At 36.7% G+C, this 16236-nt stretch carries 12 protein-coding genes; 1 reads left to right on the forward strand and 11 read right to left on the reverse strand.

Translation table 11 applies throughout. The features are described 5' to 3' along the window. Position 1: 1 nt before the first annotated feature. The 4 genes from FNN09_RS06950 to FNN09_RS06965 form a co-directional block, all read right to left on the reverse strand. Positions 2-985: an SDR family NAD(P)-dependent oxidoreductase gene (locus tag FNN09_RS06950; RefSeq protein WP_143300857.1), complete on the reverse strand. Its 984-nt coding sequence runs from the start codon at positions 983-985 to the stop codon at positions 2-4. A 390-nt stretch (positions 986-1375) separates the two neighbouring features. Continuing rightward, entirely contained in the window at positions 1376-2125 is a 750-nt protein-coding gene (locus tag FNN09_RS06955; RefSeq protein WP_143300859.1) for a porin family protein, read from the reverse strand. Between the two features lie 80 nt (positions 2126-2205). After that, on the reverse strand, positions 2206-2679 hold the full coding sequence (locus tag FNN09_RS06960; RefSeq protein ID WP_143300861.1) for a nuclear transport factor 2 family protein: 474 nt from the start codon (positions 2677-2679) through the stop codon (positions 2206-2208). 16 nt (positions 2680-2695) lie between these two features. Continuing rightward, positions 2696-3112, reverse strand: coding sequence for a DUF2141 domain-containing protein (locus FNN09_RS06965; protein ID WP_143300863.1), 417 nt, complete (start codon positions 3110-3112; stop codon positions 2696-2698). A 596-nt stretch (positions 3113-3708) separates the two neighbouring features. Between FNN09_RS06965 and FNN09_RS06970 the strand changes: the two genes are divergently transcribed. Next, the gene (locus tag FNN09_RS06970) at positions 3709-4443 is read left to right on the forward strand and encodes a hypothetical protein (protein ID WP_143300865.1); all 735 of its coding nucleotides are present in this window, start codon (positions 3709-3711) and stop codon (positions 4441-4443) included. A 78-nt stretch (positions 4444-4521) separates the two neighbouring features. On the opposite strand, the gene FNN09_RS06975 is transcribed toward FNN09_RS06970, so the two are convergent. From FNN09_RS06975 to FNN09_RS07005, 7 genes are all read right to left on the reverse strand, one after another. After that, on the reverse strand, positions 4522-5757 hold the full coding sequence (locus FNN09_RS06975) for an IS4 family transposase (protein ID WP_143300867.1): 1236 nt from the start codon (positions 5755-5757) through the stop codon (positions 4522-4524). Between the two features lie 533 nt (positions 5758-6290). Then, positions 6291-8258 (reverse strand): SpoIIE family protein phosphatase, encoded by a 1968-nt coding sequence (locus tag FNN09_RS06980; protein WP_143300869.1) that lies wholly within the window; start codon positions 8256-8258, stop codon positions 6291-6293. Positions 8259-8267: 9 nt separating this feature from the next. Further along, positions 8268-10040 (reverse strand): hypothetical protein, encoded by a 1773-nt coding sequence (locus tag FNN09_RS06985; RefSeq protein ID WP_143300871.1) that lies wholly within the window; start codon positions 10038-10040, stop codon positions 8268-8270. Positions 10041-10318: 278 nt separating this feature from the next. Next, positions 10319-12745, reverse strand: coding sequence for a TonB-dependent siderophore receptor (locus FNN09_RS06990; protein ID WP_143300872.1), 2427 nt, complete (start codon positions 12743-12745; stop codon positions 10319-10321). 19 nt (positions 12746-12764) lie between these two features. Beyond that, entirely contained in the window at positions 12765-13277 is a 513-nt protein-coding gene (locus tag FNN09_RS06995; protein WP_143300874.1) for a YfiR family protein, read from the reverse strand. A gap of 1373 nt (positions 13278-14650) precedes the next feature. Beyond that, entirely contained in the window at positions 14651-14938 is a 288-nt protein-coding gene (locus tag FNN09_RS07000) for a transposase (RefSeq protein ID WP_143300875.1), read from the reverse strand. A gap of 102 nt (positions 14939-15040) precedes the next feature. Beyond that, positions 15041-16096 (reverse strand): methyl-accepting chemotaxis protein, encoded by a 1056-nt coding sequence (locus FNN09_RS07005; RefSeq protein WP_143300877.1) that lies wholly within the window; start codon positions 16094-16096, stop codon positions 15041-15043. Positions 16097-16236 lie beyond the last annotated feature (140 nt).

The following is a 16236-nucleotide window of genomic DNA, read 5'->3' on the forward strand; positions in this document are numbered from 1 at the left end:
TTTACTTAGGAATGCTACTGTCAGTTCTGTCTTCATCTAATTGTGCCAGTTTCAAACTAATTGGCCATAAGCGTTTAGCCTCCTCATAATCAAGAGCAGGAGGAGCGGGCTCTTCTTGCGTGGTAAGGTTGAAGAACTTTCCACCCATATTATCAAGTTCATCAGATACTCCCAAATAATAAATGGCTTCAGCCGATATGTTGGTAGGCTTAAGTGTTTTGTCGAGCATATTTCGTTTAAACCATTTATATATAACACCATTCTCCTGACCCGTATCAGACTTAACAGCACCAGGATGCATGGCCACAATGCTGACGCCTGAGTTTTTGAATTGCTCATTGAAAAGGAGCATGGTCTGTAGCTGGGCTAACTTAGCAGAGCCATAACTCTTAAGGCCCGAATATCGACGTTTATCCCAGTTTAAATCCGAGACTTGAAGTCCCCAGGCGGCAAAACGATGCCCTTCTGAATTGATTAAAATAATACGTGCTTGCTTTTGCTGTTTTAACTTTTGTCGTAGCTTATAATTGATGATAAAGGAAGAGAGGTAGTGTACCACCAATACCTTTTCCAGACCATCGCCTGTTACTTCTTTCTTGGTTAAATAAACGCCAGCATTATGAATGAGCACATCAATGGGGCTATTAAGCTGTGCCAGTTCATCGGCCACCCGATGAATGTCTGCAAGAATACTGAGATCGGCAATTTTGTAGCTACAGGAAACCATGTGTTGTTCTTCTATCTCCTGCTTTAGCTGCTCCGACTTTTGTAGGTTGCGGTTAATGCAAAGTAAATGGGCTCCTTGTGAAGCAAATTTGTGTGCCGTTATGCGTCCAATACCCGATGTGGCACCTGTTATCACCACTAATTTATCCTTGAAATGGGCATTACAGATATGCGGATCGCGCTGGTTGTTTTTAAGCATGGCCCACACATTAGAAAACTCGTATTGCTTAAAATATTTCTTAAAGTTTTTGTTTTTCATCAATCCTCTAATGCTTAGTTTTAATTTTTTGAAAGAACAGAATAATAACCTGAGTTCGATTTAAATTTTAAAACTCAGATTGAAATAAAAAGCTGATATACAAGTAATAATTTTATTGGAATAGTGAACTATTTCTATAAAATTTGACGTAGTAGATCAGTTTTTTATTCAAAGCTTGATAATTCCACTTACAATTATTGCATTAAGTGAAAACAGAAATAAAGTTTGCTTTCGTTATGTTGAGCGTTGCAATAAACAAGAACTAAACAGCAATTTTCTTCGTGTGGCCGACTCAAAATAGCCCGCTATTATTTCTTCGACACACACTTGAAACTTGCTATTTTTGAGCGTTCTGAGTTCAAAATTTCACGTCGAACTCAGGTTAATGGACTACCAAAAATACATTCCCAAGGAAATGGTGTAGCTTTGGTTTCTCAATGGTGCTGTGTCTGGCTCATTTGGCGCTACCGGCATTTGTAAGGTGTTCCAACCAATAACTTGTCGGTAGTCGATAAAAAAGTTTTGTTTGAGCAGTTTAAAATGCGCTCCAAGGCCATAAATAAAGCTGTAATCAAACTCATCTAATCCTTCAATGTCTTGTGTTGATTGCTGTGTTGTTGTTACATCCGGGCCTGGTTCAAAATTAATACCATCGGTGGTGGTGAAAGTGGGTGTATTGGTGTCCACATTCAAAGTGTATTCGCCATTCAACAACATGGATAGAGCAAAGCCACTACAGCCGTAAATGCCGACATTTCCAATGCGTGCAAAAGTGTAACGGAATACGATAGGCATCTCAAAATAGTTTATTTGGTACTCGGTTGATGTGTTAACCAAGGTATTGCCCATTTCAGGAGACAGTGTCATGCTAATGTTTTGTACCGATCCTTTATTGCTGTATATAAATTCTTGCTGTACCGCAAAGGATGTGGTAATAGGGAAAAGTAGCATGATACCACCGCTAAAGCCATTGAGAGCATCAGAACTAACATCGTAGGTTAAATCAGGCGGGGTAATGCCATATTGGGTGGCAATGTTATAACCGCCTTTGATACCGAATCGAATGCCGGTTTTATCTTGTGATTTTATGGTTAAGGCAATGCTTACCAGTGTTAAGATGGTCAAAAGGGTTTTTCTCATAGTGGATGATTTAGGAGATTTAGTTTAATATTAGTTTATAAAATAACCTTAAGGGTTTAGGGTGTATATTCGCTTGATGATTAGCCGAATTTTTTTTTCATAAAGCGACGATAGGCTTTTCCAAAACGGGGGATGTTGTCAAAAATATCTCCCCACAAATCATAGTAATCGCGCTGCTCAATGATTTTGCCTGCCTGATTCAATGTCAGGCGTGATGCACCATACATTATGGAGTTGGGGTATTTTTTAAAGCCGATGGTCATTTCCCACTCAATAAATACGATATTATCCTGCAACAAGGAGTGGGTTAAGTTCATTTTTAAATCTGATGAGCGTTTGGTGAGGCGCTCCGTCATGGCCTTAAAATCATCCATGCCTTGCAGCTGCTGAATGGAGTCCCGAAAAAGTATCGTGTTATCGTAAAATGGTAAAATATGCGACCAGTCGGGTTTACCATCAGTGTTATAGGTTTGTGACCAAAGGAGTTGAACGGTTTCAATGCTCCTTATTGACTGATCTTCTATGTCTATTTTAACGGCATCTGTCAATTCCATAAATGAGGCTTAGGTATTAGAAATAAGTGATCACACAGTTGTGGGTGGTATCATTTTGTAAGGTAAATACTGTTTTCTCGAATGAGGGAGGACCAAAAGTACCCTTGGCATTATTCGAAAAACCATAACCCTCTTTGGGAATACCAATCATGTTTGTGTCTAGTTCTTTGTTGCCGTTGGCATCGTGGAAGTATTTATAGGAATAGTTACCTGGCTTGAGTTTGTCAAACACAATGGTGCATGTTTTATTATCGATGGCCTGAATTGATTCGGCAACGGCGTTCGACTCAGCATCTGTTACTTGCAAGAGGATGTGTCCATCGCTATTTTCGAGCTGAGTAATATTGATGGTTAAGGTAATAGGGCCATCAAAGGACAGTAGTAAAAGACAGGTTAAATGTAGGAGCAGGTGTTTTAAACAAGGGTATCTCATCTGTTTAAGGTTATTTTTTTATCAGATGGAACTTCCAAGTAAATGTTGTCATCTTTTTTTGTATAAATATCGGATGCTACATTTCGTTGGTCGTTTCATCATAACAAGTTTGGTTTGGGTGTTTTACGTTCTTAAAATTAAGAAAATAATTAGTTAATGCAAGTGAGTGGCAGTGAGTCTACAGTCTATTGTTCGGCTTTTATCTGATCTTTCTTCGCATCTTCTTCGACATGGCTTCGTGTCTTCTCCGAGTCTTCTTCGTACCTGCATCGGTACAACAACGCTCCCAGCGAGCTTAAGCCGCAGCAGTCCCCTGGTTGGTAGGGAGCAGGTCGCTAGCTAAGTCAATAAAAAGCGTATCTGTTGATTGTTGGATAATGCCGAAAAAAGCAAATAAACCATTTGAAGGTGTTTTAAGCCATTATTTAATATTGCCCGAAAAGGATATCATAAAACTTTTTTGATTGAAAATTCTGCCGAACATTGCCGAACGAAAATCAGCCGTATTTAATCGGCTTAAGGCCACTCGTATTCAGAGATTTTGAAACGCCTGATTGCGGTATTAACTTGTGTTTACGAATTAAAAGCGAAACAAAATGAGAAAACACAAGTGTTTAACACACATTAATGTGGGGCGCGATGGCAATGTTATTTTTAATTTGACAGGTGAGCAAATGCGTGTTAAAAGTTATACAAAGCCTAAAGACCCTAAAACAGAAAAGCAGGTACAAGACCGTAACTTGCATAGAGAGTTGAATTTGATTAGTGCTCAAACCAAAGTTTTAAGGCAGTTTTGTTACAAAGGAACACCCAGCTATAAGAACTCACACAATGCCTTTATAGGCCTTCACAAGCAATTCATTCGATTGGCCAGGCTTGATGCGAAAAAAGTGTATGAGAACCTGCATTGGTCAAGGGGCAGTAGAGCAGGAGTACGATCTGTTACAATTGAGCGAAGCTCCAATCATTTTTCATTGTGTTGGCATCCTGGAAATATGAGTGCCTTATCGGATGTTGATAGTCAGGTAATTTGGGTCTTGCGCAATGTTACGCACGGCTATTGGGAGTGGAAAATAAATGCTGCATTGCGTCCTGATGGGCAGTGTGACATCAACTTAATTGATGGACAATATATGGATGAGTACTTGCTATGGGTGTTTTTTTATAATCCTAAAATGAAGAAGTTTAGTGTGGATGAGCTGGTTCATGTGCCAACACAAGTGACCACAATTCATCAAGAATTTGGTGGTAACAATGCTAGCAAATGGAATTTATATGATAGCATTTACGAAAGCATTATTTTTAAGAGACAACAGGAGCGGATCACATAAAATCACTAGCCTCCGAAAGTTTTAATAAAACGTACAAAAACATAGTAGAAGCCCAATGTTTAGGTTAAAAAACAAAGATTATCCAGAAAATAAGTTTTGCTCAAAGGTCATTTTCATTTGATTCGGCGGTTTAACTTTGCGGACACCCTCCCTGACTTGGTTGCATACATAATCCAATGATAGATAGTGATACAGACAGAATCTTATTTTCTCTGATAAATTTGAAAAAGCAACTGATATTTTCGAAATTGTTCGTTTTATGAGTTCTAATAGTAGATAGTTTATAAGAGCCACAAAAATCTGTGACTTTACTGCATTTTCACTTGTTCCCCAGAAAGTTTTGACTTGTAGATTTTGCTTTAGCGCCTTAAAGAACAATTCAATATCCCAACGTTTCTTGTACAACTCTGCAATCGTATTATACTCCCAATCTAATTGGTTTGTAATAACGGCTATAACTTTGTTTTCGTCTTCTTTATAAACATGTACCAATCTTAATTTATGCTCTGAAATACCAGTCTCTATTGCCTTTGCGGAAGTAAGCTGGATTATTTCATCTTTTAATATGTTTTGGTCGATATTTTCTGGCAACTCCAATTCTTCAACTGTTTTGTACAAGGTGTTTGTTTTGATCCGGGTAACAAATACGTTTTCTGCCTTTATTCGGTTGAGCATTAAAGCAAAATCAAAATAGGCTCTATCTTCAACCACAATAGTATCTTTAGGATAGATTAGTTGCTCTAAGCCATATCTGTCGTGGACCTTTGCTCCTGTAATATTTACCACATCAGGTATCATTAAATTGTAATCCCAGCTTGTATGTAATTTGATACCTCCTTTTGCCGTCCGAAACTCTGCCCAATCAAACATAGACAAGCACAAGGATATGGTTGAGCTATCTACCAGTTTAACCACCTTGCCTTTAATCTCCTTTATGATGTGGGTATTATGGTGTTGTTTTAGTACTGATTTGTAATGACTTAATAAACGATAATACAAACTCTCAAATACGTGCCAGTCACGGTTCTTATTACCATCACTCATAGTTGAGCGTGCAGGGCTTTGGCTTAACCCAAGGTCTTGAATAAAAATCTCACTTACACCTATGTCTGATGATATATCGCTCAAACCCTGGCACTTATTAAGCTGTCCGAAAGTTAAAGCAACAAATTGGTCGTACGTGCGGTATTTACTAACGCCCTTGTCGGTTTTGTAAGTATTGGTACAACTTTTAAACAGCCAAGGTGGTACTAAATCCAGTATTTGTCGGATTATTGGTTTATTGGTATTTTTATTTCGCCTGAAGAGTCCCATATTATTTAAGTTTTTTTGTCGAAACAAAAATATAGGATTCTGAGGGCTATTTAAAATTCCGACTTTCGGAGGCTAGTGACATAAAATAGAAAATAAATCCTAAAAGAGGAACACCAAGTTAATTGGATGTACCTCTTTTAATGTATTGAAAATTAATTAAATGCTGAATTTGTCTTTATCTGAATATGATATTCTAGTCACAACGTTTAAATCATTGCTTCCCATCCATATAATTGCTTTATGATTTTGGGGAGTTCAAGAATTTTATCAATTTCTTTTCCCTTTTCCATTATCATTTCAAATCTTTCGTTGTAATACCAGCTTATTTTAAGCTTGGTATTAGCACTTTGTCTATTCCTGAAATAGCGTTACACTAAAAGTAATGTTATGGAAGAAACCATTAATAACAAGCGTGATTTATCTGACATATTCCTAACGTGTTAGATGTTCTTTACTATCAATATACTCTAATTCTTTGTGGGGAGGGGTTGATAGAAAAATGAACTAAAAGAGATGTAAGCTTCAATCGACCCTTAATTGTCAATACTACTCGATAGTAATTTTGCGCCAAATAAAAGAACATCATCCACACGAGGAATATCTCCTCGCCAGTTTTCAAATTCAGAGTCTATTTCTTTCTTTTGTTGCGGGCACGATTTGGCATTATTTGTCAAAAGTAATTTCCTTAATCGGGAGTATAAGAATTTCTTCCCTTTGGGACCACCAAACTGATCTGCAAATCCATCAGAGAAGAGATAAATAGTATCATTGGGCATGACAGAAAAACGATGAGCAGCAAATTCCCCCACCCTTAAACATCTGCCTATACTCATCCTGTCACCCTTGATTTCATAGAGTGTTTTGTTCTTAACTTCATCCTTATGGGCTTTAGACCCGGGTATTGGCATGCAGGTATCATCACGGATAACATATAGGGGGTTATGTGCCCCGGAGTATTCCAGTTCTTTGGTTACAGTATCAAATGAACAAAGAGCAATATCCAGTCCATCTAGTATTTCAACGTCAGAAGCCGATTGCATAAGTGCAAAAACCATTTCCTGTCTCATTCGATTAAGGATGGCAGAAGTTTGTGTAATACCTTGCCTTATAACTATAGCATTAAGGATTGTGTTAGCCAGTACACTTAAAAAAGCTCCAGGAACACCATGCCCTGTGCAGTCGGCTACTGCAAAAATAATTTTGTCACCAATCCGGTTAATCCAAAAGAAATCACCACTAATCACATCTTTGGGTTTATTTAATATAAAGAAATCATCAACTATCTTCGATATCTTTAATTGTGAAGGAAAAATCGCCTTCATTAAACGATTGGCATATTGAATACTGTCTGTTAAATCTCTGTATACATCCTGTAGTTGCTCCTTTTGTTGTGTCACTAATTGGCTTTGAATTGAAATTTCATCTCTCTGTAACTTAATTTTCTTAATATACTCCGCGTTCTCTGTATTTAATTTGCTTAGCAAATTATTTTTATGGCTGATGATCACATTTGACTTTTCCTTACTTCTGTATGCACGCCATAAAAACATCAGACCGAGTATAAGAAAAATGGTAGCAGTTGAAATGCCAATAATCTTTTTCCTTCTTAATTCCAGTTCGTGTTTGGTTTCTATTTCTTTTAAATAGGTTGTTTGTTCTGCTAAGGCTAGTTGTAGCTCCATTTTGGTATAATCATCCTGTAACTTATCTTTTTCCTTCGTAACCTCTTTAATTTCATCTTCCTTTTTTTCAATCACAGAAGTATTTCTTAGTAACTTCAACTCTTTTTCTGCTTCCCTGGCTTCTGCAAGTTCAGCTCGTAGTCTTTCGTTTTCAAGCTTATGCATTGCCTCTCCAACCTTTTTGTCCTGTGATATTTCATGAAAAGTTCTGTAAAGGTTAAAGAAATACATAGCCGTATCTACCCGGCCTGCTTTCTCGTAACTTTCACACAGCATCCCATAGCAACTTTTCATTTGTTCAATATCATTCAGTTCACGGGACATGTCTAGTGCCTCTTTTAACATTTTAATGGACTGGTCGTATTTAAAAAGATTGTTATTGACAATCGACATGTTTATGAGAGCAGATATTGCTCCAACCTTTTCTCCTTTTGCTTTCCGGATGGAATAGGTGGTGAAAAAATTATCCAAAGCTAGGTCATATTCTTTCAGTTCTGCATGTAACAGTGCCAGGTTGCTGTTAATCATTGCCATGCCGTTTTCATTATTCAGGAATGCATTTATTTTATACGATTCATTATAAAATTCAATAGCCTTTCTAAACTGGTTATGCTCCCAATAAAGCAAGGCTGTTTGATTCATAAAATCACTTGCTTCCCTTTTTTCAGCTGATGCTAAATGTACAGAAATTGCTTCCTGATTTTTTTTGACCATTACTGAATCCTGCCTCGAAAGAGCTATAGGATCCAGTACTTGCGCATAGCTACAGTGGCAATAAAGTAATCCGGCAATAACTACTATGATTTTATAATTGTGCATGGCAGAATATTAATTTGAGATAAAGAAATCAATCTCTTCCACACTACTGTTCTCCAATTTATCAAAGGCAATAATTTTAAGGGTGTTGACCTGACCCTTTATAAATCCTTCAATAGGTTTGATATACAGCTGTTCCGGCCCGTCGTTTAATGAGTAATAGATTTTGTCAACTCCAATAACTAAGTCATTAGCCGCTAAAAAGATGGTGAGGTATGAAGGGTATACTTTATACTCTTTAGCCTTCAATTGTTTATGTCCAATTGGCGGTATCCCAAACGTATATTGGATCTGTGGAGGCTCTTCATCCAGATAGCAATAGAAAGAACTCTTATTTCTGTTATTTACATTGTCATAAGCGAAAAACTCAATATTGTGTAGCCCGTGTTTTTCTAATGTAAATGGCTTTTTATACCTGATTTCCTCTTTGTTTTTATTAATGCTATAGCTTATGAATTGTAAACCAGATGCTTTGTCGGTGGCTGTAAGATTTATGCTAGTCTTTTTACAAATAAAAACAGTGTCGCGTGTAGCAAAAAAAGTACCAGAAAAGTGATGGTTTATTGATGGACCTACCAGGTCTGAATAAATTTCTCTAACTACCAGATGCTTATACTGCTCGGGTGTTGGTACACCATTTTCACCCCTGGTGCCAGTTATATTATCTATATTGTCAATGGCATAGTACTTAACTTTGTGTAAGCCCTCATTGCTGGGTAGGTAAAATGGTTCTGTATAAATAGTATAGTCTTTGTTGTCAATGGAATATCGTATTTCTTTAACGCCTGATTTATTATCAATAGCTGTAAGCTTAAGTTTTGTTCGGCCTGAGAAATAGATGTTGTCCTCAAAAACAAATCTGTCGCCCAGTACATCTGACGAGAGGATTGGAGCTGTATTGTCCAGGTAAAACTTGAAAACCTTTTTATCCTCAATGTTGTCTACCTTATCAGTGGCGTAATAGCTTAAAACATGTTCACCGTCATTAAGGTCTTTAACAGGAATAACTTCGCCACAATATTTTTGGGGCTTGTTATCATCAATGGAGTAAAAAATATCAGCTACACCACTGGCCTTGTCTTCTGAAGATAATAGAATCTTAGAGTTCACTGAAATGATGTTGTTTTTTGTATCAATACCCGTAACAGAGTGGAACGTTTGAGGGGCTGAATTGTCTACCATAAATTCAATAGTCTGCTCCCCTTCAGCATTTCCCACATTATCTACAGCAAAATACTTTAATGTATATTCTCCTTCACGCTCAATGCCAATGTTGTTAGAGTATAGCTGATACTCTTCATTATTAATGGAGTAATACAGGTTTTTTACACCTGAGGTGGCATCTTTAGTGTTAATATTTATTTTAAGATCTGTACCATAGTAGGTTTTACCATCCTTATGATAGTTTGGTGCATTTAAAAGGCTGTGCTTTGATGCTGGTGGCAAGCCGTCAGCAAATATTTTATAGACAACTTCTGTTTGTGGATATACCATATTTTTAGTTTGCGGATTGATGAGCCACGGGGAGCGAATGGTGTTTAAACCTTCTGAATCAAAATAGATCTCCTGCTTTTGTGCAGGCGCTACCACAACCTCATCATTGTTGAGAGGGTTTACCAGTTTTAGTGAAAAAGGAACATTTTTGTTCCAGTAGAGTTTGCCTGACAGGGTATCAGTATAGTGTTGCATTTCAAACTGAGGCTGCTCCTGAGAGAAGGAGAGCGAATAAAAAAGGAATAACAGAGCAGACAAGGAAATCGTGCTCTTTAGTGTATGGTGATTCATAGGTAATAACCTTTGGGGAGTTAGTGATTAATTTCAAAATATTTATGGTGAAAAACGGGCTTTTTGTGAATGCCAGAGGGTACAACAGACTTTGAGTGTCATTGTTTGTCGTCTGAGCATACAGGCTCTTCATTTTTAATTTGTTAATGGGGCTTTTATATGTTGCTTTTTATTTTACGCACCCTATTGTTATAGTATAATGACAGAAACAAAAAATAAATTCATGAGAAAAGAGTCATCCTAAAAAGAATGACTCTTTAAAAAAGAAAACATGGTGGTTAAAAACTAAAATTTACTCCCCCAAGTACCATCCCTGGCACTTCGTCAAGGAAAGCAAATTCCTGTGCTTTCATATTTAGAATATTTCTGCCATTAATATACATGGTAAGTTTATCGCTGGCTTTATACGATACTTTAGCATTAAGCAGTGCCTTCGCATTAATAGTGTAGCTGTCATATTGATTCATAAATACTTGCTTGCCGTACAAATAGCAGTTTGAAAAGATGCTGATTTTATCTGTAGGGCGGTAATCAATACCTATACTTCCCCAGTAATCGGGTGTTGATTTATGCTTAAAATCATTCTTAAATAACGACCTGTCTGGCTGCCAGTCAGAAGTTGCTGAGACAACCGCATAGTCAGGCGCTGCCGGAAGCTCACCTGATAAAGCCATTCTACCCATTTCATTTACAAATATACCTTCTGGTGTTCCATCCTCATTGATGTGATATAGCTCATAGGCTTGTGTGCCTAAGATCTCATCTCTTGTTATCGGGTTATGATTATCCAGCTTCGTTTGCTGAACAGTTACATGGGCCTTGGCGATCAATTTGGCATTAATAACCCAGTCAACGTTTAATGAAGCACCTGTTTGTATTGATTCAACGGGTATATTTCGATAATTCATATATGCTGATACTATCGGGGAACCCATCAATGTGGGCATCATACCTGCCAAGGCAGCCGGTGCTGACATATTTATACTGTCAGGTGATAGCACGGTATAATTAGAACCGCTTGAGTAATATAGTTCCAAATCAAGCAGAATGTTCTTAGTAGGCCGCGTACGATAACCAAGTTCAAGCATATTCAGAGTCATCAGACTCATGTCTTTATTACCTGTAAAGTGCATATAGTCGGGCTTAGGTAAGTGAGTTCTGTCCCAAATATAATTAGAGTGTGTTTCAACCAGAAATGGTGACTTATTAGAACGAGCATATACAAACCTCACATTATTATTATCGTTTAGCTTGTATTGGCTGATTAATTGCCACGATGGCGTCCATTTAGCAGGCTGATGAGAGTAGTTCTCCGTACGAAAGGCACCTACAAACCTTAAATTATCTGTTGCATAATAATCTAGACGGAGACTGGCAGCCATAATGTCAAGTTGACTTTTCCCATTAAGAAAACCAGTGCCTGTCTGGCTTAGATACGCATCGTCGTTATAAAAAACAGAGGTGTAGTTCACGCCCGGGCGCACACCTAAGCTCCCAAAGTTCAGGTCGTATTCAACAGTTGCATTTAACTGCCCCATATCATTTTTAAAACCCTCATTGCCAACGTAAAAATCTTGTACCCCAAACATATAGTTAGCTTGAATATCAAAACCATGTACCAAGCCTCTCAGATCCAAATAAGCTGTGCTTGACTCACGTCCAGATGCTGATGCAGGGTTATCACCCATGGTAGAGCTTAATATATTTGAATATTGATAACCACCTGATAAACTCACCATTCTCGTGTCAGAAGCACGGTAGTCAATAAAAGCATTCGCACCATAATTTTCTCTGGCCAGTGATGGCTCCGCGTACATTACATTAATATTATCGTTAGGATCGAAGTAGCTATTCCCATTTTTGTCCTTCAATTCGGCATACTCACTTTTACTAAAGAATTTTTGTTCTTTAAATACGTATAACTCCTCTGTGCTTCTGTTGCGGTGGTTATAATTACCTGTAAGCCCAACATACAGTTTTTCATTTACCTTTTTTCGGAAAGCTAAATCGCCAATATAGGTGTTCAAACTACCAGCCTGCATATTACCTGATAAAAGCTTGTTATAATCGGTATGTTCTTTGGTAACAATGTTAATAACCCCTGATACGGCATTAGGTCCATACAAGGCACCAGAAGGGCCGCGTACCACCTCAATACAACTAATATCACCAAGTCCTATTGGCAGTGTTTCCCATAATGTACCACCCATGGCGTAATTAAATACCGGGCGTCTGTTAATCATAACCAGGGTACTGGTGTTTTCGGAATACAGCAACAGATTTTTCGATGGTATATTATCCAGCCCCCGGATATGAACATCGTAGTTACCATTAGTTTTCTCACGCACAATAATACCAGGTACCAATCGCATTGCTTCTTCAATAGAGGTAGCACCAGAGCGTATTATTTCATCATAACTTAAAACGGTTGTTGAGAGAGGGGAGTCAAATAAATTCTCTGACGATTTAGATGCGGAAGTCACATTCTTATTTAATAATAATTCATAGAGTTCATCAAGGGATGAAACGCCTGCAATTTCGATGGCAGCCATCAAGTCTTCAAGCGGTAAATCACTGAGTTCCTCTGAGCTCATTGATAATACTTTCTCCTTGGTTAACCCAATTCCTTCTTCGTTTTGAGCAACCGTAACTGAACTTAAAAGCAATGAAATTAACGCAGCTATAACAAATTTGATTCTTAACATTTCTTGATATTAAAATAATTTACTGAACTTCTATACCTAAACTCACTACCTTGTGACTCACCTTTAGATTATGGGCTGCGATGATAGATGGACTAATCTCGTATTTTAATTTACCATTGATGGTAAGGAAGGAGATTGCTGCGCCCTGACTGCATAGCCCTCCTTTATCGGCAACCAACAATACTGGTTCTTTCTCCTTTTTATAACTCAAGGATTTTAATAATGAACTCTTATTGGAACCCAAAAATACAATGTGTGAGTTTTGAACATCGCTTATACTGGCAGCAGAAAGAATTTTAATGTTTTTGTTGCCTACCTTTTTTGTCTTGGTAATTTTCTGCAATTCTGCACTAATTTCTTGATCGCCTAAAATTGTGATAACTAGTTCATCATCAGTACTCATAGGTGGCCAATCAATATTTTTTGAAAAGTTGTAAAGAAAGAGTGCCTTATAAGCGGCCGTTTGCCCCTTTGCCTCATTGCTTGCCAGACCTATGTAAATGGCACAAAGAAGTAGTATTGTTCGTTTCATAATAAGTTTATAAGTAAAATGATTTTATAAGATGTAAATTGCTAATTAGTTAATTGATGTACTGTGTGATTTGGCTCAATTATTATTCTTTTTATATTTATATTAGAAAAATAATCAAACAAAAGTAGAGTTATTGCCTTTAAATTAAGGGCTGGAAAATTCTTAAATATTATAGGTATATTACCTATTATTATCACCAAAAAATGTAAAACTGTTTGCAGAATGAATTTCTAATAAGCAAGCCTGGCGAAGTTGCTTAGTGCGTCCTTACAACTGTGCAATACGAATTTTTCGCTGGCGTATTTAGGATGAAATTTCATGATTATTTAAACGACAATGAATTGGATATTGATAGCTGGCTAGTATTTAATGACAAGACTTACTAAGGGCTTGAAATGGAATTAGTTAAGATGTTTGGTTAATTGATATGCAGATAAATATTTAGTGTATTTAATTAATATCTATCAAGTGTTAATACCAATTTTATTTTGAATTTAGCGTTAAATTGTTTTAGCTATTTTTAGCTAAGGCAAGGCTAAGAATAGAGTCGTAGCCATAGCTACGGCGATACTTTTTAACGGAGCATTGGCTTAAAAGAGAAGAAGAATAACGCTAACTTCAATGTAATATTGGTATAAGTGCTCAAATAAAAAAAAACATAAGACCATATTTAGCTCTTGGTAATTCATGGGACGATACTAAAGTTATACTACACCAAGTTGTCAAAGCAATTGTATATGCCTTAAACAGGCTGTCAATGGCGTGAAATACCAATAAAGCAATTTTTCAGAGTAAAGTATAGTTGGAATAGCATTTATGCCCATTAGCGTAAATGGTGTAAAGATGGTAGTTGGGATAAGCTTTGTCAAGTATTACTAAAAAAATATAAATCATCACTATTAGATCATCTGTTTAGCTAGACGGAACACATACTCCTGATAAATGTGGCGGGGAAGCACTTGCTTACCATGGAAGAAAAAAGTGTAAGACAAGTAATATGCATATTCTCTCCGACTGTAAAGGTATATCAATTGCCTGTAAGGACCCAATATTGGGAAACCATAATGATGCTTTAGAGCTCACAAAGAACTTTGATGAGATGGTTACCCATTAGAGCAGTAGAATATAAGTATAGATGGGCTTTTGCTACATGCTGATGCTGCTTTTGCTACAGTACCATTTAGAAATTGTCTTTTCAAACATGATATGTTTTGACAACATTGATAACAATCACTGTAATGGTAAGGTTGACGATTCACTCTTGCTTTGATAATCTCATATTGAGCTTGTAGGATTTTTTGTTCAAGTGTCGTGTCAATACCGATAGAATTGCTTGCATTAAAGTACACTACACGTGCTTTTTTAGCAGGTCATTAACTCTTTTTTCCTAGTAAATCCTTGAGCATGACTACGAAATCTTTGAGCATGGAATTATCAAGGCTTATGTCTGCATACATTTTCTTGAGCGTCCGGTTCTCTTCTTCAAGCTCCTTTATGCGTTGCAATTGATGAGTTTCCATTCTGGAATACTTCTTGCGCCAATTGTTGAATTTAGCCTTGGTTATATTGTACACCTTGCACAAACTTTTTGCCTCATTGTTGCTTTCAATTTTCTTCAAGACTTTTACGATTTTGTTCACTGTATTTAGCACTTTCTTCATATTGGTTTTGACGGTTTAAAATTTAAACTGTCCGATTTTCAGGAAAGGTTATATTTTTGGTACTAAATTATTGATTGTCATATAAAATATTTATTAAAAGCATTACACCTTAAAAAAACTAATAACATTTTTTAATTGCTCCGCTTGCTGTTCGAGTTTTAAAGAGCTGTCAGCAAAGTATTTCGAATTTGATTTATTCTGTTGCATCACTTCATTCATTTCACATACCGCAAAGTTAACTTCTTCAATAGCGGTTTGTTGATCTTTGCTTGCCTGTGTTATACCCTGTACTTGCTTTGATGCTTTTTGAATTTTGGGGAGTAATTCATTTAGTAACTGATTGGATCTCAATGACACTGATTTAATATCGTTTGTAATAATACCAATGTCATAGGACGCCAGCTGACTTTTATTAGCAAGACTTCTAACTTCATTAGCAACCACATTAAATCCTTTGCCATGAATGCCAGCTCTTTTTGCTTCGATTGATGCATTTATTGCTAAAACATTGGTTTGAGAAGCAAATTTGTTTATTATATCCACCTCTGATACAATGTTCTTAATTGAATTTATACTCTCTTCACCCGTTTGATATAAAGCATTGATGCTAGTCATAGCTTGTGAGGTCAATTTATCCGTTTGAATGGCATATGCATAGTTTTTGTAACTTCGTTTTGAAATTTGATTAATGTTATTGGTAATTAAATCAGATGCTTCGGCTTGCTGGTCTGCTCCTTCAAACAATTCTTTAGCATTTGTGCTGATTTTCTGACTTGCATTTGTTATTGCGGTAGCTTCTTCAGTAATGCAGAGGATCACTCCTCTGATTTTATCAATCATTTGCGATAACGAACTTGTTAATTCTCCTATTTCATCATCAGAATTCAAACTAAATTTTTGCTGAAAATCACCGCTGGCTACCTTTGTTGTATATTCATTTATCTTTTTGATGGTTTGAATAAGGGTTATTTTACCAATGATGTAGGATACGTAGCCAACAAGTACCCCAGCAACTATACACAAACAAGTAAAAATGAAATCGGAGTATTTAGATTTAAAGCTAACAAAGAGTGGGGTAATAAAACGAAATGTGATACCGATCACCAAGCCAAATAGCAAGGAGTAAAATCTATATTTTTTAATGATGCTTTTATTCATGATCTATGTTAAATATGGTGTTAATTATTCAAGTATGCATTGATTTCGAATAAGGAGCTAATGTCGTATGGTTCCTATTGTTCGATAGCGTAGGATAACAATGACTTTGCCCTCAAGTTTTTTATGAAAGCATAAATAGA

It is taken from the genome of Carboxylicivirga sp. M1479, assembly GCF_007097485.1.
Lineage (GTDB): Bacteria > Bacteroidota > Bacteroidia > Bacteroidales > Marinilabiliaceae > Carboxylicivirga.